The sequence below is a fragment of the Photobacterium pectinilyticum genome (genome assembly GCF_024357955.1).
GTDB lineage: Bacteria > Pseudomonadota > Gammaproteobacteria > Enterobacterales > Vibrionaceae > Photobacterium > Photobacterium pectinilyticum.
Genome location: NZ_JANEYT010000007.1, coordinates 19679 through 43231, shown reverse-complemented (window position 1 = coordinate 43231; position 23553 = coordinate 19679). Strand labels below are relative to the sequence as shown.

Sequence of the window (23553 nt, the reverse complement as noted above, 5' to 3'; positions counted from 1 at the left end):
CCCGAATTTCGGGTAACGTAAATGGCAAGAAAACGTAAAGAAGAAGCAGAACAGACCCGGCTTTTGTTGCTTGATACCGCAATGAAAGTATTCAGTCAAAAAGGCCTGAACAAAGCGACCCTCGCCGGTATCGCCTCAGAGGCGGGACTCACCCGAGGAGCGATTTACTGGCATTTCAAAGACAAAGCCGATTTGCTTGATGCACTATGGCAAGAGCAGTCGACCGCTGTTCAGCATGCGGCAGAAGCCGTCGCAGAACAAACTGGCCCTGTATTGCGAGAAGGTGTACTCAATATCGCCCGGGTGCTTCTGACAGAGATGCGTGACACCCCTAAAATGGCCATGATTATTCAGCTATCACTGCAGGGGTTTACCGATGAAGATCTACGTCTACGCAGTATCGAGAAGGGGCAAGAGGACAATGCAAAAGTAGAAGGGGCAATGTCGCAACTGCAGCAAGATGGCCTGCTGTTGCCCCACCTTACCGCTGACATAGCTGCCGTTATCTACAGTGGCCTGCTGACAGGGATCTGTGAACAATGGACAATGTACGATCGCATTGCTACAACCGACGAACAGATAGAGCAGTACGTCCACTCCCTGTCACTGGCACTATTTATCCAGTAATAATTGATCCAACAGACAAACCGAAGATAGCCGCCAAATCGCTAGAACCAGCGCTCCAATGAGCTTTTATCCAACTGCTTGAAAGCACGATTTAGCACCTGCGCCAGCTCCTTGTACCGCGGCCGGCTTTTCAACGGCTGCAGGGCATGCCCTTCACTGGCAATCTTGTCATGGATCTCACGGTACCAACTTGCCAGTGACGGCGGTAAGTCAGTCCGGCTTCGCTTGCCCAGCCACCATAACCCCTGCAACGGCATACTCAAGGCAAACAATGCAACCGTAATCGCCTGCGGTAAGGCATTGTAATTATCGAACGCCATCTGGCTCAGCACACTCATGACAGCAACAGCTGGCATCACACGCATCGCAAACCGCGTGGCCTTGATATAACGCTGCTCAGGAAACAGAATGGCCAACTCTTTGCGCATTGGCCACGTGGCCATGTAATCCTGACCATAACGGAAAGCTTGCCAAATCGAATGTTGTTGACTCATAAACCACCAAATTTCAAAAAAAAGAGTAAACATTAAAAACTAGCGATAAGAAACTTGATTCAAATTAATTTTTTCTAAAAATACTTTTGTTATATTGCGTCACAATCGCTATCCTAAGCACGCCTACATTTATTGTTGCCCGTAATCATCGTTATGGCAACTGAAGGCGCTTCCAAGGATGGCCCAGAATCTGGGTTTCACGATTCTATCTTGATACGGATGTAGCACGATTTTGACCCTGGTTAGACCGGCTTATCGAAAAGTCGTCTATCCTATGGGTAATTTTTATATCAGTTGAATATCAACTTTCAGACAGATTATAGGTAGTCACTCATGTCTAAGCTGGTTTTAGTTCTTAACTGCGGTAGTTCTTCTCTTAAGTTCGCTGTTGTTGACGCAGTATCAGGTGAAGAGCACCTGACAGGTCTTGCAGAATGTCTGCACCTTCCAGAAGCACGTATCAAGTGGAAACTTGACGGTAAGCACGAAGCACAACTAGGCGAAGGCGCTGCTCACGAAGAAGCGCTAGCGTTCATGGTAGACACTATTCTTGCTTCTAAGCCAGAACTAGCAGAAAACCTACAAGCTATCGGTCACCGTGTTGTACACGGCGGCGAGAAGTTCACTAAGTCTGCACTTATCTGCGGCGATGTACTAAAAGGTATCGAAGACTGTGCAACACTAGCACCGCTTCACAACCCAGCACACATCATCGGTATCAAGGCAGCTCAGAAGTCTTTCCCTGCACTTAAGAACGTAGCGGTATTTGACACAGCTTTCCACCAGACAATGCCTGAAGAAGCATACCTATATGCGCTTCCGTACAACCTATACAAAGAGCACGGTATCCGTCGCTACGGTATGCACGGTACTTCTCACCTATTCATCACTCGCGAAACAGCGAAGCTGCTAGGTAAGAAAGAAGAAGAGCTAAACATCATCAACTGCCACCTAGGTAACGGTGCGTCAGTTTGTGCAATCAAGAACGGTCAGTCTGTAGATACGTCTATGGGTCTAACTCCTCTTGAAGGTCTAGTGATGGGTACACGTTGTGGTGATATCGACCCAGCTATCATCTTCCACCTGCACGACAACCTAGGTTACTCTGTTGAGAAAATCAACACGATGCTAACTAAAGAGTCTGGCCTACAAGGTCTAACTGAAGTGACTTCTGACTGTCGTTTCGTTGAAGACAACTACGGCGAGAAAGAAGAAGCGACTCGTGCAATGGACGTGTTCTGTCACCGTCTAGCTAAGTACGTTGCTGGTTACACAGCTTCTCTAGAAGGTCGTCTAGACGCAATCACTTTCACTGGCGGTATCGGTGAAAACTCTGCACCAATCCGTGAGATGGTTCTAAACCGCCTTGCTATCCTAGGTGTTGAAGTTGACGGTGAAGCGAACCTGAAAGCACGCTTCGGCGGCGAAGGCGTTATCACTACAGCAAACAGCCGTGTTCCTGCAATGGTTGTTTCAACTAACGAAGAACTCGTTATCGCTGAAGATACAGCTCGTCTAGCTGAAATCTAATCGCTCGATACTGATTGCTACGGCTGGCCTAGGCCGGCCGTTTTTTCATGACTTATGACCTTTAGGTCATGCTTTTGTGTGGTGCTGTCCAATACCGGTTCACCCATCGTTATTGCATAGCACTGTCGTGTTTCAATAGTTGAGGAATCCATAGTGTCCCGTACTATTATGCTTGTTCCGGTTGGTGCCGGTGTTGGTCTTACTAGCGTAAGCCTTGGTGTGCTTCGTGCAATGGAGCGCAAAGGTGTTCGCGTTTCTTTCTTCAAGCCTATCGCCCAGCCGCGCCACGGCGGTGATCAGCCAGATCTAACAACTAACATCATCACTGCTAACAGTGATATGAAAGTGGCTGAACCTTTCTCAATGGCTAGCGCCCAAGAGCTTATCAGTAACGATAAGAGCGATGTGCTGCTAGAAGACATCGTTGCACGCTTCAAAGAATCAACAGCTGATGCTGAAGTTGCGCTAATTGAAGGTCTTGTGCCAACGCGCAAGCATCCGTTTGCTAACCAAATCAACTACGAGATTGCTAAAACTCTGGGTGCGGAAATCGTATTCGTTGTTGCTTCTGGTACTGATAACCCAGCTCAACTTAAAGAGCGTATCGAAGTAGCATGTTCTAACTTCGGCGGTATCAAGAACAAGCAAATTGCTGGTGTTATCGTTAACAAGCTAAACGCACCTGTTGACGCAGAAGGCCGTACTCGCCCAGATCTGTCTGAAATCTTCGACGACGCTGAAGCCACTGTACCTTCAAATGTTGAAGTTATGCAGGTATTCAACTCAAGCCCTATCCGTGTACTTGGTTGTGCACCTTGGAGCGCAGAGCTGATCGCGACTCGTTCAACTGACATCGCTAAGCACCTGAACGCTGAAATCATCAACAAAGGTGATATCGCGACTCGCCGTATCAAGAGCATCACTTTCTGTGCACGTTCTATCCCGCACATGGTTGAGCACTTCCGTCCTGGCTCTCTGCTAGTGACTTCTGCAGACCGTCCTGATGTAATCGTTGCTGCATGTCTTGCTGCAATGAACGGCGTTGAAATCGGTGCCCTACTGCTTACTGGCGGCTACGAGCTACCTAAGCCAGTGATGGACCTATGTGAGCGCGCATTCAAAACAGGCCTACCTGTTATGACTGCACTGGGTAACACTTGGCAGACATCTCTGAACCTTCAGAGCTTCAGCCTAGAAGTACCTGCAGACGATAAAGAGCGTGTTGAACTGGTTAACGAATACATGGCTAGCCATATCGACGGCCAGTGGATTGAATCGCTAACAGAAGGTTCAGCGAAAGAACGTCGCCTAAGCCCACCTGCATTCCGTTACGAACTAACGGAACTTGCACGTAAAGCAGCTAAGCGTGTTGTCCTGCCTGAAGGTGACGAACCACGTACCGTTAAAGCAGCAGCTATCTGTGCTGAGCGCGGTATTGCTGAATGTGTGCTTCTTGGTAACCCAGAAGAGATTAAGCGTGTTGCTGAGCAACAAGGCGTAACACTCGGTGCTGGCGTAACCATCATCGATTCAGAAGCTGTTCGTGAAAACTATGTTGCTCGCCTTGTTGAGCTTCGTGGCGCGAAGGGCATGACGGATGTTGTTGCCCGTGAAAAACTTCAAGATTCTGTTTTCCTTGGCACAATGATGCTAGAAAACAATGAAGTTGACGGCCTGGTTTCTGGTGCTGTTCACACAACGGCGAACACTATCGTTCCTCCGTTCCAGATCATTAAGACTGCACCGGATGCGTCTATCGTATCTTCAGTATTCTTCATGCTACTGCCTGATCAGGTACTGGTATACGGTGACTGTGCAATCAACCCGGATCCAAACGCTGAGCAGCTAGCAGAAATTGCTATCCAGTCTGCAGACTCTGCAAAAGCATTTGGCATCGAGCCTCGCGTTGCAATGATCTCATACTCTACCGGTACTTCTGGTAAAGGTGCAGACGTTGATAAAGTACGTGAAGCAACTCGCATTGCTCAAGAGAAGCGTCCAGATCTAATCATCGATGGCCCTCTTCAGTACGATGCTGCGATCATGGAAAACGTTGCTGCTTCTAAAGCGCCTAACTCGCCTGTAGCGGGTAAAGCAACGGTATTCGTATTCCCTGACCTAAACACAGGTAACACGACTTACAAAGCAGTACAACGTTCAGCTGACCTAGTCTCTATCGGTCCAATGCTTCAGGGCATGCGTAAGCCAGTTAACGACCTTTCGCGTGGCGCACTAGTAGACGATATCGTATACACAGTGGCACTAACGGCGATTCAGGCAAAACAAGCTGAAGAAGCAAACTCGTAAGACTTTCTTGCTTGAATGCACTCTTGTGTAAATAATTTTTCAATGCCCCGCAGTGCGGGGCATTTTTTTATCCTTACAAAACCAATTGCTCATCATTTCAGCTGAATATTTATTCTCTCTTTTTTCACGCAACCAACAGCATATATTGACAGGTGTCACAATCTCTACCTAAATAGCAGAATTATTCGTTAACAGTATGTTTTTTCGGAACCTGTATACCACTTTTTGTGTAGTTGTTGGTTTATAAACCCACCTTGTGAACTTAGTGCAGAAGTTCGAGCGGCTTTTAACTTATATGAAACAAGGATAATGGAATAATGTTCTGGATACACCTGTTACTACTGCTAGCTGTTATTTTGATCGGTATACGCCATGGTGGTATAGCCTTCGGTCTACTCGGGGGCCTCGGCGTCTCGGTAATGACATTTGTTTTTGGTATCGCCCCGGGCCAACCACCCGTCGGCGTTATGCTTATCATCCTCGCGGTGGTTGCCGCCTCGGCGACCCTAGAGGCCACTGGCGGCTTGAAGCTACTGGTAAAATTTGCCGAACGCCTGCTTCGTAAACACCCTGAGCATATTGTCTTCTTGGGGCCGATTTGTACCTACTCCCTGACGGTGCTGGTTGGTACGGGTCACTCAGTGTATCCACTACTGCCTGTTATTTATGACGTTGCCTACAAAAAAGGCATCCGTCCTGAGCGCCCGATGGCAATGGCAAGTGTTGCTTCACAAATGGGTATCACAGCCAGCCCAATTGCTGCTGCTGCTGCTGTTGTTATGGCAACAGCCATGGACAACAACCTAGATATCAACCTGGTCAATGTGTTGATGGTGACGATTCCAGCCACCTTCGGCGGCCTACTTATTGGTTGTTTGTGGAGTTTGAAACGCGGTAAAGACTTGGATGCAGATCCTGAATTCCAAGCGCGTATTCAAGATGAAGAATTCCGCAATAGCTTGGTCGATCCCGAGCAGGAAGGCTCAGCGGAAGAAGAAGCGGAACATCAGCGTACGGCGAAAAAAGGCCTGACTGTGTTCCTACTGGGTATTCTATCGGTGATCGGTATTGCTTTATTCAGCAAGCAGCTACTGCCTCAAGGCGTTGGTATGTCGGTAGCCATTCAGTTCCTGATGCTATCAGTCGGTGCGATTATCCTACTGACCACCAATATTTCACCTAAGCGTATCGTTAACAGCAATGTGTTCATTGCCGGTATGAGCGCGGTAATTACTATCTTCGGTATCGCCTGGTTCAGTGACACTATCATCGGTCACCACAAAGAATACCTGGTTGATCTAGTTAGCGGCATGGTCAATATCTATCCGTGGTCATTCGCTTTTGCCATGTTCTTCGTGTCTGCCTTCCTGAAAAGTCAGGCTGCAGTATTAACTATCATGCTACCACTTGGTTTTGCATTGGGTATCGACCCAGCGGTACTGATTGGTGTGCTGCCGGCATGTTACGCTTACTTCTTCTTCCCGTTCTACCCAAGTGATCTGGCGGCTATCAGCTTTGACCGCTCAGGCACTACGGCGATCGGCAAATACGTTCTAAACCACAGCTTCATGCTCCCTGGCTTCATCGGTGTCGGCTCAGCAACGATTATTGGTTACTTCATCTCAATGATGGTTAACTAAGACAGCTCCCTATTACCGAGATATCGAGAATAAAAAAGGCCGCTACATCCGTAGCGGCCAACATGTCAGACTCGAATCAACACAAGAAATCAAATACCAAGCAGACACCTCAACTTGGTATAACGACTAACTCAATACCAAGCTAGTAAAACGTAGAACACCGTACTCCCCACTTACTTGCTGCGTAAGTAGATAATCCAATACCCCATCCCCACAAACACACCACCACCAATGATGTTACCCAGGGTCACCGGGATCAGGTTATTGATAACAAAATTACTCAAGGTCAAATCGGCAAAGTCCGCTGGATTCATCCCCGTCATTTGCCAGAACTCAGGTGTTGCAAGATACTTGATACCAATTGCCATAGGTACCTGAAACATATTGGCAATGCAGTGCTCGAAGCCCGATGAAACAAACATCGCGACGGGCAGGACCATGACCAAAATTTTATCGGTCAAGGTACGGCCACTGAAAGTCATCCATACCGCGACACACACCAGGACATTACACATCACGCCAAGGGCAACCGCCTGGGTAAAGTCGTGATGCAACTTGTGCTGGGCGATTTGCATCGCATTGATACCAACAGCACCACTTCCGGACATGTACTGCTTGGTCATTAGCATGATACCGACTAGCAACAGGGCACCGATCAGGTTACCGATATAGACAACCCCCCAGTTCAGCCACAGGCTCTTCCAGCTGATCTTTCCACTAGCACGGGCAACCAAGGTCAGTACCGAGCTGGTAAATAGCTCGCCACCAGTGATCACAACCAAGATCAAACCTAGGCTAAATGCCAAACCACCAACAAAGCGCGACATTCCCCACGCCATATCACCGGTACCGGTTGTCACTGTGGTATAGAAGACAAACGCGATACCAATATGCATCCCTGCAGTGATCGCCAGCAGCAACGACTTCATTGGATCTTTGGTCGCCTTGCTTACACCTACCTCGGCCGCTTTCTCCGCCATTTGCGGCGGTAATAGCGAATCAAACTGATTCTGACACATATTGTTTGGCACCTGACACATCTTGAAACACACAAAATTAAGGAGGCGAGATAGTGGCTTTTATCACACAAATATTCAAGCCATTGCCAAAACAATAATTCGATATATACGAACGAATAACTCGGATTTACCGATCTAATGAGTTGTGTAAACATTGAGTAGCATATCCATACGCCAAAGGTTTACATATCACCAACATATTGTCACATTGTCGCTGTTTTCTGTGTTAGATATTTTGTAATTAGAACCCTAGTTACTGCAATATCTGCCTTGATAACAACGATTTTTCCAGTGCCAATACTTGATCAACTACTTATCCAGATTGGTATAAACACATTTCAGGGCGGGTCACCAAGATCAAAAAAGGCGACCTTGCTGGTCGCCTTTTGTTCATGGTGAGTAATTTATCAACTACACCAGTTCAACCTGACAAATGACCTCATCATCAAACGACAACACTTTAAGCGTGTCATTTTCCAACAGGCCATAGCTTGCTTGGTATTCGCCACGCGGAATCGTTACCGATCCCGGATTATAGAGGTATAGCGCTTCTTTCTTATCGGCAACCGGTAAGTGAGTATGACCTGACACCACGACATCACCATCACGTAAGCGTGGGTGCTTGTCACCGTTATACAGGTGGCCGTGGGTTAGAAAGAGGCGGCGGCCATTTGGCAGCAGTACAAGGTTGTAGTCCGCCATCATCGGGAAATCCAACAGCATCTGGTCAACATCGCTGTCGCAGTTACCCCTGACCGCGGTGATCTTTTCTGCATGCTGATTGAGCTGCTCAGCCACGTCAATCGGTGCGTACCCTGCCGGCAACGCATTACGTGGACCGTGGTTTAGTACATCCCCCAGCAGAATTAAGTGTTCAGCACCACTTTGCTCAAACTTGGCAAGGGTACGACGGGTGCTTTCGGCACAGCCGTGGATATCAGAAGCAAAAAACAATTTCATGTCTGGTGATCTTTCTTCGAAACAGGATGCAGAGATCCTACACCGAACCCCATGACAATGCCATTACGTGAAATATGACTACTCGTCCCGCAGCATACCGTTCAGAACGATATTATTGTAGCTCACCATGCCAATGATCCTACCGCTTTCAATGACCGGTGCCCGGCTGATGCCAAAGCGCTCGAACAAGCGGGCACAATAGCGGACATCCATGGTGGCGCTGACGGATAAGGCCGGTTTGGTCATGATCTCATAGATATTGGTCCGCTCCGGCGATCGGTCCAGCGCCAATACATTCTTGGCAATATCGTTCATCAAGACGATACCGTATTCATCATCATCGTTACGCTTATTGACGATCAGCGCCTTGATTTGCTTTCTCTTGGCTATGCGGATTGCCTCGGCAACCGTAGTTAGCCCTTCGACAATCGCGTAGGTGTCCATCATTACATCCCGTACCCGGACCAAGGTGTCATTATTCATAGCTTTGCCTCAACGACTTTGGTTAATGTTTCTACCTGATGGGCTACGCCCACCGCATCCTCGACATCGAGCTGTACCGCGATCCCTTGCCCCGACGATGAATCAAAGTCTCCGACATGCTCTATCGTTTCCAGAATGGTCCGCGCTAAATGTTCCTCTACAACAAACAAGATCACATCACGCTGAACATCAAGCCCGAGGCCGAAAAACGTTTTCTTTTGGTACAACCCTTCCCCACGGGCATTGTTGATCACCGTCGCCCCAGTCGCCCCGGCTTTGCGGGCTGCATCCAAGACAGCATCGGTTTTCGAATCTTCAACAAAAGCCAATAACAGCTTAAAGCGCATTTTCATCTCTCCTCTTTGCCTGCCTTGCCGACAACTGGGCATAACCCATTACCGTGATCATCGGAAACAAACTGGCGAATGCAATTAACCCGAATCCATCGAGCATCGGGTTTCGGCCCGGCACTGTGGAAGCAAGTCCTAGGCCTAGGGCCGTTACTATCGGCACCGTTACCGTCGATGTTGTCACACCGCCGGAGTCATAGGCCAAGGGTACAATCATTTTCGGTGCAAAATAGGTCTGCACCACAACCACGCAGTAACCCGCCAAAATGTAATAATGCAGCGGATCACCAGCCACAATGCGATAACTGCCAAGAGCAATACCTACCGCTACCCCCAACGCAACCGCCACACGCAAACCGTTGACACTGATTGTATCGCCTGAAACTTGATTGGCCTTTATCGCAACGGCTATCAGGGACGGTTCGGCGATGGTGGTACTGAAACCGATAGCTGCAGCAAAAATATACACCCAGTAATACTGGGTCCAAGGGATTTGCTCTGGGATCCCCTCTCCACTGTCAAACAAGAAATCCATGGCGGTTAACTGGGCTGCCATTGACTCACCCAGTGGGAACAAAGCCAGCTCAAGCCCCAGCAGAAAAAATGATAACCCGACAATGACGTAGACAAAGCCCAGTGCGACTCTGGGCCAATTGGTCACAGGTCGGCGTAACACCGCGAGTTGAAAGCCAAATATAATGATGGCGATCGGCAGGACATCACGTACCGTCATCAGCAAGGTCGTGAAAAAGTGAGGAATAATTCCGTTGAGATCTGTCATTCCAGCCTCCTAATGCACCAACATGCCGTAGGCCATGACAAATATCATGGGCGATAGCGAGGCAAAAGCAATTAAGCCAAAACCGTCAACGATCGGATTACGGCCCTTGATCGATGATGCCAACCCCACGCCTAGCGCAGTCACTAGAGGCACGGTTATGGTTGATGTCGTCACCCCGCCAGAATCGTAGGCAATTCCGACAATGGCCGCTGGCGCAAACCACGTCATAATCATCACCAACAGATAACCACCAATAATCATCCATTGGATAGGCCAGCCCTTTAGTATCCGTATCACCCCAAGCATAATCGCAATCCCTACCGATAAAGCAACGGTTAAGCGCAAACCGGTCGCATAATCCAACTGGCTCTTTGCATCCGGGGCGATCAGGCCCCCCTCGGCAGCGACTTTAGCCGCTTCAGCCGCAACGGCAGTAAGCGCAGGCTCAGCTATCGTTGTTCCAAACCCGAGGCAGAAGGCAAACAATAGCAGCCACCAAACACTGCCCTTGCTGGCAAAGGATCGGGCCATCGACTCGCCGATAGGAAACAGTCCCATCTCCAGCCCAAATACAAACAGCGTTAACCCGACCACGACAAACGCCAAGCCGACCAGGATCGGGCCAAGGTGTGGCAGCGGTTGCTGAAGAACAACCAATTGGAAGAAGCTGATCACCAAGATAATCGGCAATAAGTCACGCAGGCTAGACAACAAAGATTTCAGCAGGGCGAGCAAAAAAGTCATTCCACCTCCTGACTGTATCCCGGCATTAGAAAAAGGGTATACCTTCAAGGTACTCCCCATTAACAATTAGACACAGCTTTTATGTACCAACACGAGAGCTAGCACACATAACCTTATGTCATAAGGAGGGGATAACAAGCTCTTGGTTTAGCTATACTTATATCTTTGGGGTAAACACCATTGAGTTTGGCAGGCACAGCCATAAAGGAGCAGCATGAAAATATTAGTGACTGGCGGGACCGGGTTCATCGGCTCGGCATTAATCAATGCGCTAAAAGAGCATGACATCACCGTATTGAGCCGCAACCCGACCAAAGCCAGCCAAAACCTCGGCAGCAGGATCAACGCCGTTGCCTCTCTGGACCAATTCGAAAACCTTGATAATTTTGAAGCCGTCATTAATCTCGCTGGCGAGCCCATAATCAACAAACGCTGGAGCCCGCAGCAAAAAAAGAAAATTTGCCACAGCCGTTGGGACCTGACAGAGCAATTGGTCAAGAAGATACAAGCTGGCAACCAACCACCCCATACCTTTATCAGCGGTTCGGCTGTGGGGATATATGGCGACCAGCAAAACACGGTCATCGACGAGTCATTTACCATCAGCGATCATGTTAACCACGATGACTTCGCCCACCATGTATGCCAACAGTGGGAAGATATTGCCAATGAAGCCTGCAGTGATCAGACCCGGGTCTGCCTGCTGCGTACCGGTATTGTGCTAGGTAAACATGGCGGCGCATTGGTAAAAATGCTGCCACCTTACCAGCTGGGACTTGGCGGACCGATCGGCAATGGTTCGCAGTACACGCCCTGGATCCACTTGCAGGATATGGTGGACGCGATTGTCTTTTTGCTGGACAACACCTCTGCCACTGGCGCATTCAACCTAACGGCCCCCGAACCAGTGACCAACAAGGTATTCAGCCAATCTCTGGCCAAGGCCCTCCGTCGTCCGCATATTCTGTTCACGCCTGCTTTTGTACTGAAATTGGCACTTGGCGAAGCATCCTCCCTACTTTTGGAAGGGCAACGTGCCATCCCGCAAAAACTACAGGCACTCGGCTTTGATTTCAGCTATCGAGATATTGATTCGGCCCTCAAGAACATTGTTGCGGCTTAATCTTTTCGCCTCCACCTGATAAGAGGCTCTCTTTACATAAACAGTAAGGAGAGCCTGAGGGATATTACCGCGAGTCGATCAACCACGCACAGGTAACAGCAGGCTATTGATCATCGAGCGGATGATCAGCACCACCAAAAGAAGAGACAGCAAAGGCACAACCAACCACACCCCCGGGTGCCAGCTAACAGGGAGCTCAAAGCCCCACTTCACCAAAGCGGCAACCACCGATTCAGCACCAGCCGCTGCCATTACGCCAGCCAGTAAAGCCATAATGCCATACTCCCCCCATACCGTGGCCGATACCCTTTTACGGCTGGCCCCCAAGGTGCGGTACAAACGTATTTCATCCCGCCGCTGGGCCAAACTCAAGCGCAGCAAGGTCATTACCAATAGCAGCCCGCTGACCACACCCAACCCCGCCAATACCGACAGCGACAACGACACCTGCTGCATGATGCCCTGGATACGGGTGGCCATGGTACGCAAATCAAGCAAGGTTACCGTGGGATAATCCCGGCCAAGCTGGTTAACCACGGTCTCCTGATCAGCCTCGACACGGAAACTGACCAACCAAGTGGCTGGCAATTCGGCCATCACATCGGGTGTGAAAATAAAATAGAAATTGGGTCGCATGTTACGCCATTCAACATCGCGGATACTGGTCACTTTGGCACTGAAAGGCTGGCTGTTAACGTTAAACGCCAGCTCATCGCCAACGGTGATCCCCAGTCGCTCGGCAATCCCAGACTCAACCGAAACCCCGCTTTCCTTGTTCCATTCTCCGGCTGTCAATTCGTTATGAACCGGCATGGACTCACGCCAAGTAAAATTGAGCTCGCGGCGCAGCGACTCATCACGCTCTTGACTGCCTTGCTGGGCCCTTTCCAACAAATCCTGTTGATTGATATGGGTTATCCGGCCACGGATCACCGGATAACTATCGGAGCGCATCACCTGCTGCTGATCCAGAACGTTCAAGTACTGCTGTTGCTGCTCCGGGCTGATATTGAGAGCAAACACATTGGGCGCATCGGCAGGCAAAGTCTGCTGCCAGTCCGCCAGTAAATCGGAACGAAGCAACCAGATCACCGACAACAGCATCAACGAACTAGTCAAGGCAGCCAACTGCGCCCCTGTCGCCATCGGACTACGGTTTATTCGGCTTAGCGCCAAGGTAATTGCTGGTCTCCAGCGCCCCCGCTTTAGCCCCCGAACAATGGCGACGCCAAACACGGCGAGAATGACAAGGATCGCTGCCAGCCCCAATAGGGTTAACCACATCAATCCGTTACTTCCTAACCAAAACAGACCAGCGACCAGCGGCAACAGTGCCAGCAGATAAGCTTTATTATTTCTCGGCCAATTCTCCTGCCGCTGGATCACCGAAATAGCGGGCGCATCGACCAATCGCAACAGCGGGATCCCCATCCCGGGTATCGCGACCAGCAAAGCAACCAATACACTCACTGCCAGCGGCGTAAAACCGATCCCTGGCAGAGGTTCTGGCAACACATCCACCAATGGGACCCGCAGCAAATATTCCAATAAAGCCCCGATGGCTATTCCGGCAACCAGAGCCAGGGCAAACAGCATGGTCAACTGGCGCGCAAGCCACTGCCATAGCCACTTGCGGCTCGCACCGAGGCTTTTCATCATCGCCACTACCTCGGTTCGGGTTGAGGCATAATGCATACAAGTCAGCACCAAGGTCGCTGTCGCCATCAATATCACCAATATCAGGGTGAGCGACAGGTACTGGCGGGCTTTTTCAATCACATCACCGGTACGTCCCTGCGAGGTTTCGCTCAACCAGCGCTGTCCGGGCTCAAGCTCTATCTGCTGCTGCAACGCTTTGAGCTGGCTATCTGCGCCGGTGAAGTAGGCCCGGTACTGCACTCGGCTTCCCGGCTGGATCGCGCCGGTGCTTTCCAAATCGTCGGCGTGGATCAGTACCGCAGGCATCTGGCTAAAGGGGTTAAACGATAACTCTGGCTCTTGTACTATCGTCCCGCTAACCGTTAGCTCGGCATCACCAATCGCCAATACATCTCCGGGCTTGACCTTCAATAAATCAAACAACCGTTCAGCCAACCACAGCTCGCCGGGCTGGACTTGATGATGAGTGTCAACTGGGCTTTGCAATTCAAGCTCACCCCGAAGCGGAAAGTCACTTTCAACACTTTTGACACTGACCAACTGCATCGCTTCATCGCTGAAGGCCATGGTGCCAAAACGAACCTGCTGGGATACCGTCAGCCCAAGTTGCTCAGCCTTTTCCAAGGTTGGTGTCTCAACAGGGTTGGCCGAGCGGAACACCAAATCAGCAGCAATCATGGATCGCCCCTGATCAACCATGATTTTCTCAACCCTAACGACCAATGCAGCTAGAGCAAACACGCAGGCAATAATCAAAGTCAGGGCAACGGCCACTGGCCATAATTGGCCATGCCAAAGCTCGCGCCAACTCCATTTGAGTAGCATCGAGCGATTCGTTACTGAAGACTCAGATTGAATATCAGTCATTTCTGTCATGCGGCTACCAAGCTCCCACTTTCCAGCGTCAAGGTCCGATCACAGCGTTGTGCCAATTGCGGATCATGGGTCACCAACACCAGAGTTGTACCGTGATCGCGGTTAAGGGCAAACAGTAGCTCAATAATCGTAGCGGCAGTATGTTGGTCGAGATTACCGGTTGGCTCATCGGCAAACAGAACTCGGGGACGGGTCATAAATGCTCTTGCCAACGCAACCCGCTGTTGTTCACCACCGGATAACTGTGCTGGTAAATGCACTTCCCGCCCAGCTAGCCCAACTTTATCAAGTAGCTCACGCGCCCGCCCTTCATCGGCTTCTTCGCCTTTGATGATGGCTGGCAACATCACATTTTCCAGTGCCGATAACGAAGGGATCAACAAGAAGCTCTGGAACACAAAACCTATACTGTCACTACGCAGTGCTGCTCGCGCTTCATCATCCATCTCTGCCAGAGGCTTGCCTAATAATTCAATACTCCCTTGGCTCGGAATATCAAGACCGGCTAACAAGGTCATCAAGGTTGACTTACCTGCACCTGACACACCGACCAAAGCAATTGCCTCGCCTTGCTCGACCTCGAGCGAAACATCCTGCAAAATGGTGAGTGACGATGATGCTGTCGTCACCTGCTTGGACACTGATTCAGCTTTAATCACGGATGTAGACATGATGCGATTCCTTTCATTCATTTTTGTTCTTGTTTTTACTCAGCAGACCTTTGCTGCAACCCTTGTCGTGCTGGGTGACAGCCTCAGTGCCGGATACCAAATGCAGGCTGAGCAGAGCTGGCCAAGCCTGTTAGATACTGAGCTTGAAAAATATGGCCACGACGTCACCATCATCAATGCCAGTATTTCCGGTGACACCACTGGCAATGGGATAGCTCGACTTCCCCTTCTGCTAGAGCAGCACCAACCAGACTTTGTCTTGATTGAGCTCGGTGCCAATGACGGGCTCAGAGGATTTCCTCCTACAACTATACGCAATAATCTGGGTGAAATGATCACCCAGATTGAACAAGCTGGGGCTTATCCACTGTTGATGCAAATATTTGTACCGCCTAATTATGGCAAGCGCTATAGCGATCAGTTCGCAAAAGTGTATCAAGATATCAGCAGCCAACTGGAGATCCCACTGCTGCCTTTTTTCCTCGAACACATTATTCTCAAGCAGGAGTGGATGATGGATGACGGCTTACACCCCAAACCCGACGCTCAACCTTGGATAGCCGAGTTCATGGCCAAAGAAATTGCCCCACACCTTTAACAAACACAATTCACCAAAGATCCGTTTGACAAGGAATGCTCCCGACGATGCCTAGTAACACACTCCGTATTCTGATCACCGGCTGCAGCAGCGGCATTGGCTACCATTGCGCAAAATCACTCCATCAACAAGGCCATCACGTTGTTGCCAGCTGCCGTCGGCAAAGCGATGTCGATAGATTAAAAGAAGAAGGCTTACACTGTGTGCTGATGGACATGGATGACGAAGCCTCCATTGAGCAAGGGTTTAGCGATATGCTTGCCATCACTGGTGGCACATTGGATGTGTTGTTCAACAACGCCGCCTACGGTCAGCCCGGCGCCCTTGAAGATCTGCCAACCCACGCCCTGCGTCAGCAGTTCGAAAGCAACCTATTCGGTTGGCATCACCTGACGAAACAGGCTATCCCTGTAATGCTGCAACAAGGCAGCGGAAAAATCGTCCAGAACAGTTCTGTACTCGGGCTCGTGGCGATGAAATACCGCGGCGCTTACAATGCCAGTAAATTCGCCCTCGAGGGATATACCGATACCTTGCGCTTAGAATTGGCCAATACACCGATCAAAGTCAGCTTGATTGAACCCGGACCGATTGATAGCCTGTTTAGGGCCAACGCCAAGGTAAAGTTCGAGCAATACATCGATATGCCTAACTCCCGCCACTTGGCCAACTATCAGAACACCCTAGGCCGACTGGGCAAAAAGTCACCATCAGGCAAATTCACCCTTGGCCCCGAGGCCGTTTTGAAACCATTACAAGCCATCATGGAAACCACTGAGCCAAAAGCCCGATACTATGTTACTCAGCCAACATACATTTTCGGCTTCCTACGCCGTATTTTGCCAACTCGGCTGCTCGACGCCCTGTTAATCAAAAGTGATTAACACACGGAACACCTTAGCCCAATGATAGCCAGGGTTAATGGTGCTCAATAAACCCTCATAAAAAATAGCTAGTTATAAGTAACTGGGTTCAAAAAAGCACCATCGGGGAAGAACAAACCTTTAAAAACACGGAATTGCCGGGCGGAAACAATGCTTCCGCCAAAAAAAACAAGAAATGTAATATTTATGTCACACGGCACGGTTAAGCTTGTAGTGTAAATTAAAGGTTACTCCCTACAGACCTTCATTTTCATCCATAACCGTTCCGAAACAAAAAAAGAAGAAAGGTGTGACAATGACATTACGCCAAATAAATATGCTTTGTGTGTGTGTGACACTCGCATTGCTGTTAACGTTTCAATAAAACTGGAGAGCCGGGCTCTCCATTTTTATTCGCTCCGGTTTCACCAGCCTCTGCTGTATTGACTCAAGACCCGCTATTGACTCACTCCTACCCAGATTAATTTTATCCCTGCCAGTACCATCTCACTGCCCCACCTTGAAAATTCACACCTTCCCCCCCATAACTAATTCAACAAAGATATTTATGGCCTACGCGCTTTTTCAGAAGTCCAGGGAGTGAAGATAAACCCATGTATGACCAACTAGCCATTGAACTGAATGAACAGAATCTTCAGCAGGTGATCGAGCAATCGATGCAGACCCCTGTCGTGATCAGTTTTTGGGCCCCATCAATGCCTGAAACTGCTGAAGTTAATCAAATTTTGGAAAAGCTGGCAGCGTCTTATCAAGGCCAGGTCACTCTTGCGACCCTTAACTGCGAAACTCAACCAATGGTTGCAGGACAGTTTGGTGTACGTAGCCTACCGACAGTCGCCGTGTTTAAAGACGGCCAACCCGTTGATGGCGCTGCCGGGCCGCAAACCGAACAAAGCCTTGCCGAGATGCTGGCTAAACACCTGCCAAGCCCTGAAGAACTCGCCTTAAAAGCGGCTTTGGAGCAAGTCGACAACCAGCAGTACAACGAAGCCTTGCCAGTACTGCGTGAACTGGCAACTAAGTTTGCTCAGAACAGCGTGATCAACTTGGCAATTGCCGAATGCCTCCTGGGGACTTCACAGTTTGACGAGGCAGAAACCTTACTTGCCACTATCCCAATGCAAGATCAAGATGCCAAGTACAAGGGCCTGATGGCGAAACTGGAATTGCACCAGCAAGCCAGCGACTCTCCGGAAATCCGCCTGCTGGAAGAAAAACTGTCGGCTGAACCTGACAATCGTGATATTACCTTTGAACTGGCAGTGCAATATAGCCAAGTTGAGCGTGCAGAAGAGGCGCTGGAACTATTGATCAAGCTACTTCGTCAAGACATGAACTTTGCCGATGGTGCCGCGAAAAAGAGCATGATGGACATTCTAGCTGCCCTTGGCCAAGGCAATGCTGTGGCAAGCAAATACCGCCGCCAACTTTACTCACTGCTTTACTGAGTACATACAGCCACTCGAAGCCAGTAATGACAATGCAGAAATAACAAGGCAGGGATATACCCCTGCCTTATCTTTTTCTCAGCCGTTGCGGCATAGACCTTCAATAATTGGACAACTCGCCCCCTCATCACCCGGGCACTGCTTGGTCAGGCTCTCCAAAGTCTGCTTCATCTCCAGCAGCTCTTTGATCTTTTCGTCAATCTCGACCAGCTTTTGTTCGGCCTTGGCTTTGACGTCGGCACTGCGCCGCTGTGGATCGCGGGAAAAAGCCAGTAGCTCGCGGCCTTCATCCAAAGTAAAGCCCACCAAACGCGAGCGCCGGATCAAATGCAGCTCATCGATATGCTTGGCACTGTATTGGCGATAGCCATTTGCCGCCCGGGCCGGGGGGGAAATAATGCCTTTATCCTCGTAAAAGCGGATAGTCTTGGCTGTCAGTCCGGTTTGTTGGGCGACATCACTGATATTCATACTCATCCTTACAGCTTATGGAAGGTTATACTTATTAGTATTCGCTGTCTTAGAGCCAGTGACAAGCCCATTTTCGCTTTTCTTGATAAACCTCAAAATGATTTGACCTTCCAGTTGATGGAAGCTTTAAGATAGATTTAAGTGAATCAAACTGTATCACCAGTAAGGCTTTAATATGGTCGACTTAACCCTATCGCTAAGCAAAGTGCGCTGCATGAATTGCGCCAATAAAATCAAAGCGGCCCTCACTGAAATTCCGGGCATCGAGTCCGTTGATGTCAATACCGAGCGGGCTAACCTACGGGGCGACTTTGCTCCACAGGCGGCAGTCGATGCCATCACCCAGCTTGGATACGAAGCAGGCTACCACTACCAGCTACCACTCGCTGGCCTGTCATGCGGCAAATGTGTACGCAAGGTCAAGGATGCACTGGACAGCCACCCAGAGATCTTTTCAGCAGACGTCAGCAAGACCGAGCTTAGCGCTACCGGTTGTTTACCTGAACCGAAGTTAATTGCGCTGATAGAATCACTCGGCTTCAGCGTGCCCTTTTATGAGACAAAACAATCTGAGCTTACGTCTCGCACTTACGAGCTCTCCCTGTCGGGCCTGAGCTGTGGTAAATGTGTCGCCAAAGTCGAAACCTTGCTCAAAGAGCACGCCGATATTGAAAGCTTCTCCGTGACCAAAACCCATGCCAGCATACAAACCTCACGGGGACAGGCTGAGGTTATCAGTTTGATTGAAGCGGCTGGGTTTAGCGCCTCGCCAGCAAGCGAAAGTGTTGCTAACAAAATCAGTGTTAATCCTGAAGCGGTATTAAACGACATACCTACCAGCAACCCACAGCAAACCAGCCAGTCACAGAATGACAATGCAACAACGAATGACGAGGTGACCTCTCAACAATTTATCTTGTCGGGTATGACCTGTGCCAGCTGCGTCAGCTCTGTCGAGAAAGCTATTCTCAGCGTATCCGGCGTCTCATCCACTAGTGTCAATCTCGCCGAAAGAACCGCGCTGGTAAGCGGTAGCGCATCAAGTAATCTGATCATTCAAGCTATTGAAGATGCTGGCTATCAAGCTGAACTATCAGAAGATGAACTCACACGTCGTCAACGCCAGCAGGCCCAGAACGAACAGGTTTACCGCCAGCATATCAAGAATGCCTATATTGCACTGACCGTCGGTGGCCCGCTCATGGCGTGGGGAGTATTTGGCGGCAGCATGATGATCACCTCTAGAGCAGACCAGCTAGGCTGGGGATCCATTGGTCTTATCACTTTATTACTGCTTGCCACTGTCGGAAGGCATTTCTTCGTCAATGCCTGGAAAGCCTTCAAGTACCATCGTGCTTCAATGGACACTCTGGTTGCATTGGGAACCGGTGCGGCTTGGCTGTATTCGATGTTGGTGGTACTGGTGCCGGACTTGTTGCCGATGCAGGCCCGACATGTGTATTTCGAAGCCTCGGCAATGATTTTAGGTTTGATCACCCTAGGCCATGCCTTGGAAGCTCATGCCCGCAGCCGGACCTCCAAAGCACTTGAGCAGCTAATGGATTTGCAGCCGCAAACCGCCATCATCATGGACAATGGCAAAGAGCGGGAAGTCCCCCTTGCCGATGTCCGTACCGGCATGGTCTTGCGTCTTCATCCCGGAGCCAAGGTCCCAGTCGATGGCACTATCCTTGACGGGCAAAGCTATATTGATGAGTCAATGCTGACCGGTGAACCGATCCCGGCCAATAAAAAAGCAGGCGAACCCCTCCATGCAGGTACTATCAACCAGCACGGTAGCCTACTGTTTACCGCAGAAAAAATTGGCCGCGACACTATGCTGGCAAGGATCATTGAGTTGGTCCGCCAAGCGCAAAGCAGTAAGCCGGCACTAGCACGATTAGCAGACTCTATTTCAGCTATTTTCGTACCAGCCGTCATGATCATTGCTATCATCACGGCCATGATCTGGTACTACTTCGGACCTGAACCCTCATCAGTCTATATGTTGGTAACAGCCACTACCGTGCTGATCATCGCCTGCCCTTGTGCTCTGGGTCTTGCGACCCCGATGTCGGTCACAGTGGGCGTTGGCCGCGCCGCTGAATACGGGGTATTGATCCGTAACGCTGAAGCGCTGCAAATCGCATCTGATATCAATACTGTAGTGCTGGACAAAACCGGTACCCTGACAGAAGGTAAGCCTGCGCTTGTCGACAGTAACTGTTATAACGGCTTCAACAAGGGGCAACTGCTGACACTGGCAGCCAGTCTTGAGCAAGGTTCCGAGCACCCCCTCGCAACCGCTATTGTTAACGCTGCCAAAGCAGAAGCACTCAGCCTAGAGCCGCAGCAACATTTTCTGGCCCTGCCCGGCTTTGGCATCAGCGGCGAAGTGTCAGGCCACAGCGTGTTACTGGGCAACCAGAAATTAATGGCCCAGCACCAGATCGATCTCGTACTCGCAAATTCAGCCGCCGAAAGTACAAGCGAACAAGGGGCTACGCCGATATATGTTGCCGTCGATGGCCAACTGGCAGGCTTACTGGCCGTCAGTGATCCGATCCGTCATGATTCGGTGGCAGCGATAAAACGGATGAAGAAGATGGGCCTTGAGGTCATCATGCTCACGGGTGATATTCCAACAACCGCCAATGCCATCGCCAGACAGGCTGGTATCGACCATGTCATCGCCGGTGTACTGCCTGACGGTAAAGCCAGCGAAGTGGCAAAGATCCAGCAACAAGGTAAACGGATTGCCATGGTCGGTGACGGCATCAATGATGCCCCAGCCTTAGCCCAAGCCGATATTGGTATCGCAATGGGCAGTGGCAGTGATGTCGCCATTGAGAGTGCCCAGCTGACTCTGGTGCGTCACTCCCTCCATGGTGTACCCGATGCATTGCAACTCTCTAAGGCAACGCTCCGAAATATGAAGCAAAATCTGTTCGGCGCCTTTGTGTATAACACGCTGGGTATTCCGATTGCAGCAGGGATCCTATTCCCGTTCACCGGCGCGCTGCTCAGCCCTGTCGTGGCAGGTGCCGCCATGGCACTGTCTTCCATTACCGTTGTCAGCAATGCCAACCGGTTAAGGCTATTCAAACCTGATGGCGAAGACCGACCAGGTACCCGACTACAACCTAAGATGGAGAGTTAACATGGTCGCTATTATCGGCACCCTTGCCATTGCCTTTATTGTCTGGTGGTTCTGGCTCCAGCCAAAATAGGCCTACCCGACCCTGTCATGAGCTGATATAACAAACAGATCACTGGTTATATCAGCTCACAGGATCACTATGCTGAAATCACTCTTCACCCATACAGCGTTACTTCTGCCTTTCATCGCAACCAGCGTTGTTGCCGAGCCTCTAGTTTGGCAAGCTGAAAATGCCAATCGACAATTTATCATCCTGGGCTCAATCCATGCCGGTGACGATAACTTCTACCCCCTGCCGACAGCGTTTACCACCCATTGGGACAGTGCCGATGCCCTCGTCGTTGAGGCCAATATCCTCAGACCTAGCTCGGCACAACTCAACCCAGCAATCGCAACAACGGCCCAGATGCTGACAGACAGTGAGAAACAGTCGCTTGCTGCCACTGCCAAACAAGCTGGGATATCGTCTTCACCACTGCTTAGCTCGCCACCTTGGTTGGCAGCCATCAGCCTACAGATGAAGATGGCCGAGCAAGCTGGGCTGAGTCCAGATAGAGGCATTGATATCACCTTGCTCAAACGCGCTCAGGCCAAACAGATGCCTATCCTCGAGCTGGAAAGCATCGAACAGCAACTACGTTTGATGGAGCAACTCGATGATCACGGTAAAGATCTTCTGATGACGACGGTCAATGAGTGGGAAGAGATGACCAATCAGCTCTCTTGTCTGATCAGTGCCTGGCAGGCCGGAGATCAACAACAGCTCGCAACCCTGTTTGATGACAGCCAGTACACCGACGAAACCGACGCTGCCCTTATCAACGACCGCAACCACGACTGGGCAAAACAACTAACAAACGATCCGACGTATCAGCGGGGTAAGTTCTTGATCGTGGTCGGTGCGATGCATCTATTGGGAGAGGAAGGGCTTCCCGAGCTGCTCAAGCAACAGGGCTTTTCAATCAAGCAGCTGAGCCAAAGCGAGCAGGGTTCTTGCGGTTAAAAAAGGGCCAGAGATGCGCGACCAAACGGCGCTATTCAACAGACACAGAAATGAAAAAAGCCCCAGTCTTTCGACTGAGGCTTTATATAGTGGTCGGTGAAGAGGGATTCGAACCCCCGACCCTCTGGTCCCAAACCAGATGCGCTACCAAGCTGCGCTATTCACCGACATATATGTTTGACATCTTATCAGATGATTCTGCCCGGTCTAAACCAACAGATTTAATAGTGGTCGGTGAAGAGGGATTCGAACCCCCGACCCTCTGGTCCCAAACCAGATGCGCTACCAAGCTGCGCTATTCACCGACATATATGTTTGACATCTTATCAGATGATTCTGCCCGGTCTAAACCAACAGATTTAATAGTGGTCGGTGAAGAGGGATTCGAACCCCCGACCCTCTGGTCCCAAACCAGATGCGCTACCAAGCTGCGCTATTCACCGACAAGTACAAATAAAAAGTCTTGTAAACTCTCTACTTGAATCAGCTTCGTTGCTGAGGTGGCTTATATTACTCAGCAAAAGATTTTACGCAAGTAGAAAAGCACATTTTTAAAAAAAACCACTACCAACTGCTCACAGAACTACCAACCCCGGCGAAAAAGTGATCGCAACCACACCCACCAACACAAACTTAACACAACCTGTAAACCATTGATCCAGATCATCACAACATTTTCGCTGCATTGTTTATCTTATGACCACTATCCCGTGACCTAAAGGATT

The 23553-nt window shown here is 49.9% G+C and carries 20 protein-coding genes and 3 tRNA genes; 10 read left to right on the top strand and 13 right to left on the bottom strand.

From position 1 onward, the window contains the following. The first annotated feature begins 21 nt into the window (after window positions 1-21). On the top strand, window positions 22-627 hold the full coding sequence (locus NHN17_RS04805) for a TetR family transcriptional regulator (protein ID WP_255040993.1): 606 nt from the start codon (window positions 22-24) through the stop codon (window positions 625-627). 41 nt (window positions 628-668) lie between these two features. Here the strand turns inward: NHN17_RS04805 and yfbV are convergent, their stop codons facing one another. Next, window positions 669-1121, bottom strand: a complete 453-nt coding sequence (gene yfbV / locus NHN17_RS04800) for a terminus macrodomain insulation protein YfbV (protein WP_255040992.1) — start codon at window positions 1119-1121, stop codon at window positions 669-671. 333 nt (window positions 1122-1454) lie between these two features. Here yfbV and NHN17_RS04795 point away from each other — a divergent pair, with 333 nt between their 5' ends. The 3 genes from NHN17_RS04795 to NHN17_RS04785 all read left to right on the top strand — a co-directional run bounded on the left by NHN17_RS04795 (window position 1455) and on the right by NHN17_RS04785 (window position 6598). Next, window positions 1455-2651: an acetate kinase gene (locus NHN17_RS04795; RefSeq protein WP_255040991.1), complete on the top strand. Its 1197-nt coding sequence runs from the start codon at window positions 1455-1457 to the stop codon at window positions 2649-2651. A 168-nt stretch (window positions 2652-2819) separates the two neighbouring features. Continuing rightward, the gene (gene pta, locus NHN17_RS04790; RefSeq protein ID WP_255041069.1) at window positions 2820-4958 is read left to right on the top strand and encodes a phosphate acetyltransferase; all 2139 of its coding nucleotides are present in this window, start codon (window positions 2820-2822) and stop codon (window positions 4956-4958) included. Window positions 4959-5275: 317 nt separating this feature from the next. Further along, window positions 5276-6598, top strand: a complete 1323-nt coding sequence (locus tag NHN17_RS04785) for an anaerobic C4-dicarboxylate transporter (RefSeq protein WP_255040990.1) — start codon at window positions 5276-5278, stop codon at window positions 6596-6598. Between the two features lie 173 nt (window positions 6599-6771). Here NHN17_RS04785 and focA read toward each other — a convergent pair whose 3' ends face one another. The 6 genes from focA to NHN17_RS04755 form a co-directional block, all read right to left on the bottom strand. After that, complete coding sequence (gene focA, locus NHN17_RS04780) at window positions 6772-7617, bottom strand: formate transporter FocA (protein WP_255040989.1); 846 nt, start codon at window positions 7615-7617, stop codon at window positions 6772-6774. Between the two features lie 411 nt (window positions 7618-8028). Further along, window positions 8029-8577: a phosphodiesterase gene (gene yfcE, locus NHN17_RS04775; RefSeq protein WP_255040988.1), complete on the bottom strand. Its 549-nt coding sequence runs from the start codon at window positions 8575-8577 to the stop codon at window positions 8029-8031. 78 nt (window positions 8578-8655) lie between these two features. Next, the gene (locus NHN17_RS04770) at window positions 8656-9060 is read right to left on the bottom strand and encodes a CBS domain-containing protein (protein ID WP_255040987.1); all 405 of its coding nucleotides are present in this window, start codon (window positions 9058-9060) and stop codon (window positions 8656-8658) included. Then, the gene (locus NHN17_RS04765) at window positions 9057-9407 is read right to left on the bottom strand and encodes a P-II family nitrogen regulator (protein ID WP_255040986.1); all 351 of its coding nucleotides are present in this window, start codon (window positions 9405-9407) and stop codon (window positions 9057-9059) included. Before NHN17_RS04765 ends, NHN17_RS04770 begins: the two co-directional genes overlap by 4 nt. Further along, window positions 9397-10191, bottom strand: a complete 795-nt coding sequence (locus NHN17_RS04760; protein ID WP_255040985.1) for a DUF1538 domain-containing protein — start codon at window positions 10189-10191, stop codon at window positions 9397-9399. The genes NHN17_RS04765 and NHN17_RS04760 overlap by 11 nt, the downstream gene beginning before the upstream one ends. A 9-nt stretch (window positions 10192-10200) precedes the next feature. Further along, window positions 10201-10935, bottom strand: coding sequence for a DUF1538 domain-containing protein (locus NHN17_RS04755; protein ID WP_255040984.1), 735 nt, complete (start codon window positions 10933-10935; stop codon window positions 10201-10203). 214 nt (window positions 10936-11149) lie between these two features. Here NHN17_RS04755 and NHN17_RS04750 point away from each other — a divergent pair, with 214 nt between their 5' ends. After that, a complete protein-coding gene (locus NHN17_RS04750; protein ID WP_255040983.1) occupies window positions 11150-12058 on the top strand; it encodes a TIGR01777 family oxidoreductase in 909 nt (302 codons plus the stop codon). 78 nt (window positions 12059-12136) lie between these two features. On the opposite strand, the gene NHN17_RS04745 is transcribed toward NHN17_RS04750, so the two are convergent. Together NHN17_RS04745 and NHN17_RS04740 are read right to left on the bottom strand one after the other, a co-directional pair. Next, window positions 12137-14593: an ABC transporter permease gene (locus tag NHN17_RS04745; protein ID WP_255040982.1), complete on the bottom strand. Its 2457-nt coding sequence runs from the start codon at window positions 14591-14593 to the stop codon at window positions 12137-12139. Beyond that, on the bottom strand, window positions 14590-15264 hold the full coding sequence (locus NHN17_RS04740; protein ID WP_255040981.1) for an ABC transporter ATP-binding protein: 675 nt from the start codon (window positions 15262-15264) through the stop codon (window positions 14590-14592). Before NHN17_RS04740 ends, NHN17_RS04745 begins: the two co-directional genes overlap by 4 nt. Between NHN17_RS04740 and tesA the strand changes: the two genes are divergently transcribed. From tesA to NHN17_RS04725, 3 genes are all read left to right on the top strand, one after another. Next, window positions 15263-15862, top strand: coding sequence for a multifunctional acyl-CoA thioesterase I/protease I/lysophospholipase L1 (gene tesA, locus NHN17_RS04735; protein ID WP_255040980.1), 600 nt, complete (start codon window positions 15263-15265; stop codon window positions 15860-15862). The genes NHN17_RS04740 and tesA overlap by 2 nt on opposite strands. Before the next feature lie 47 nt (window positions 15863-15909). Further along, a complete protein-coding gene (locus tag NHN17_RS04730) occupies window positions 15910-16746 on the top strand; it encodes an SDR family oxidoreductase (RefSeq protein ID WP_255040979.1) in 837 nt (278 codons plus the stop codon). 593 nt (window positions 16747-17339) lie between these two features. Beyond that, the gene (locus tag NHN17_RS04725; RefSeq protein ID WP_255040978.1) at window positions 17340-18194 is read left to right on the top strand and encodes a co-chaperone YbbN; all 855 of its coding nucleotides are present in this window, start codon (window positions 17340-17342) and stop codon (window positions 18192-18194) included. Between the two features lie 78 nt (window positions 18195-18272). Here the strand turns inward: NHN17_RS04725 and cueR are convergent, their stop codons facing one another. Continuing rightward, the gene (gene cueR / locus NHN17_RS04720; RefSeq protein WP_255040977.1) at window positions 18273-18665 is read right to left on the bottom strand and encodes a Cu(I)-responsive transcriptional regulator; all 393 of its coding nucleotides are present in this window, start codon (window positions 18663-18665) and stop codon (window positions 18273-18275) included. Window positions 18666-18840: 175 nt separating this feature from the next. On the opposite strand from cueR, the gene NHN17_RS04715 reads away from it, so the two are divergent. Continuing rightward, on the top strand, window positions 18841-21825 hold the full coding sequence (locus NHN17_RS04715; protein WP_255040976.1) for a heavy metal translocating P-type ATPase: 2985 nt from the start codon (window positions 18841-18843) through the stop codon (window positions 21823-21825). Window positions 21826-21964: 139 nt separating this feature from the next. Beyond that, on the top strand, window positions 21965-22828 hold the full coding sequence (locus tag NHN17_RS04710; RefSeq protein WP_255040975.1) for a TraB/GumN family protein: 864 nt from the start codon (window positions 21965-21967) through the stop codon (window positions 22826-22828). Between the two features lie 90 nt (window positions 22829-22918). Here NHN17_RS04710 and NHN17_RS04705 read toward each other — a convergent pair. From NHN17_RS04705 to NHN17_RS04695, 3 genes are all read right to left on the bottom strand, one after another. Further along, window positions 22919-22995 (bottom strand) — tRNA-Pro (locus NHN17_RS04705). Window positions 22996-23056: 61 nt separating this feature from the next. Then, window positions 23057-23133 (bottom strand) — tRNA-Pro (locus NHN17_RS04700). Between the two features lie 61 nt (window positions 23134-23194). Beyond that, window positions 23195-23271 (bottom strand) — tRNA-Pro (locus NHN17_RS04695). Window positions 23272-23553: the final 282 nt, after the last annotated feature.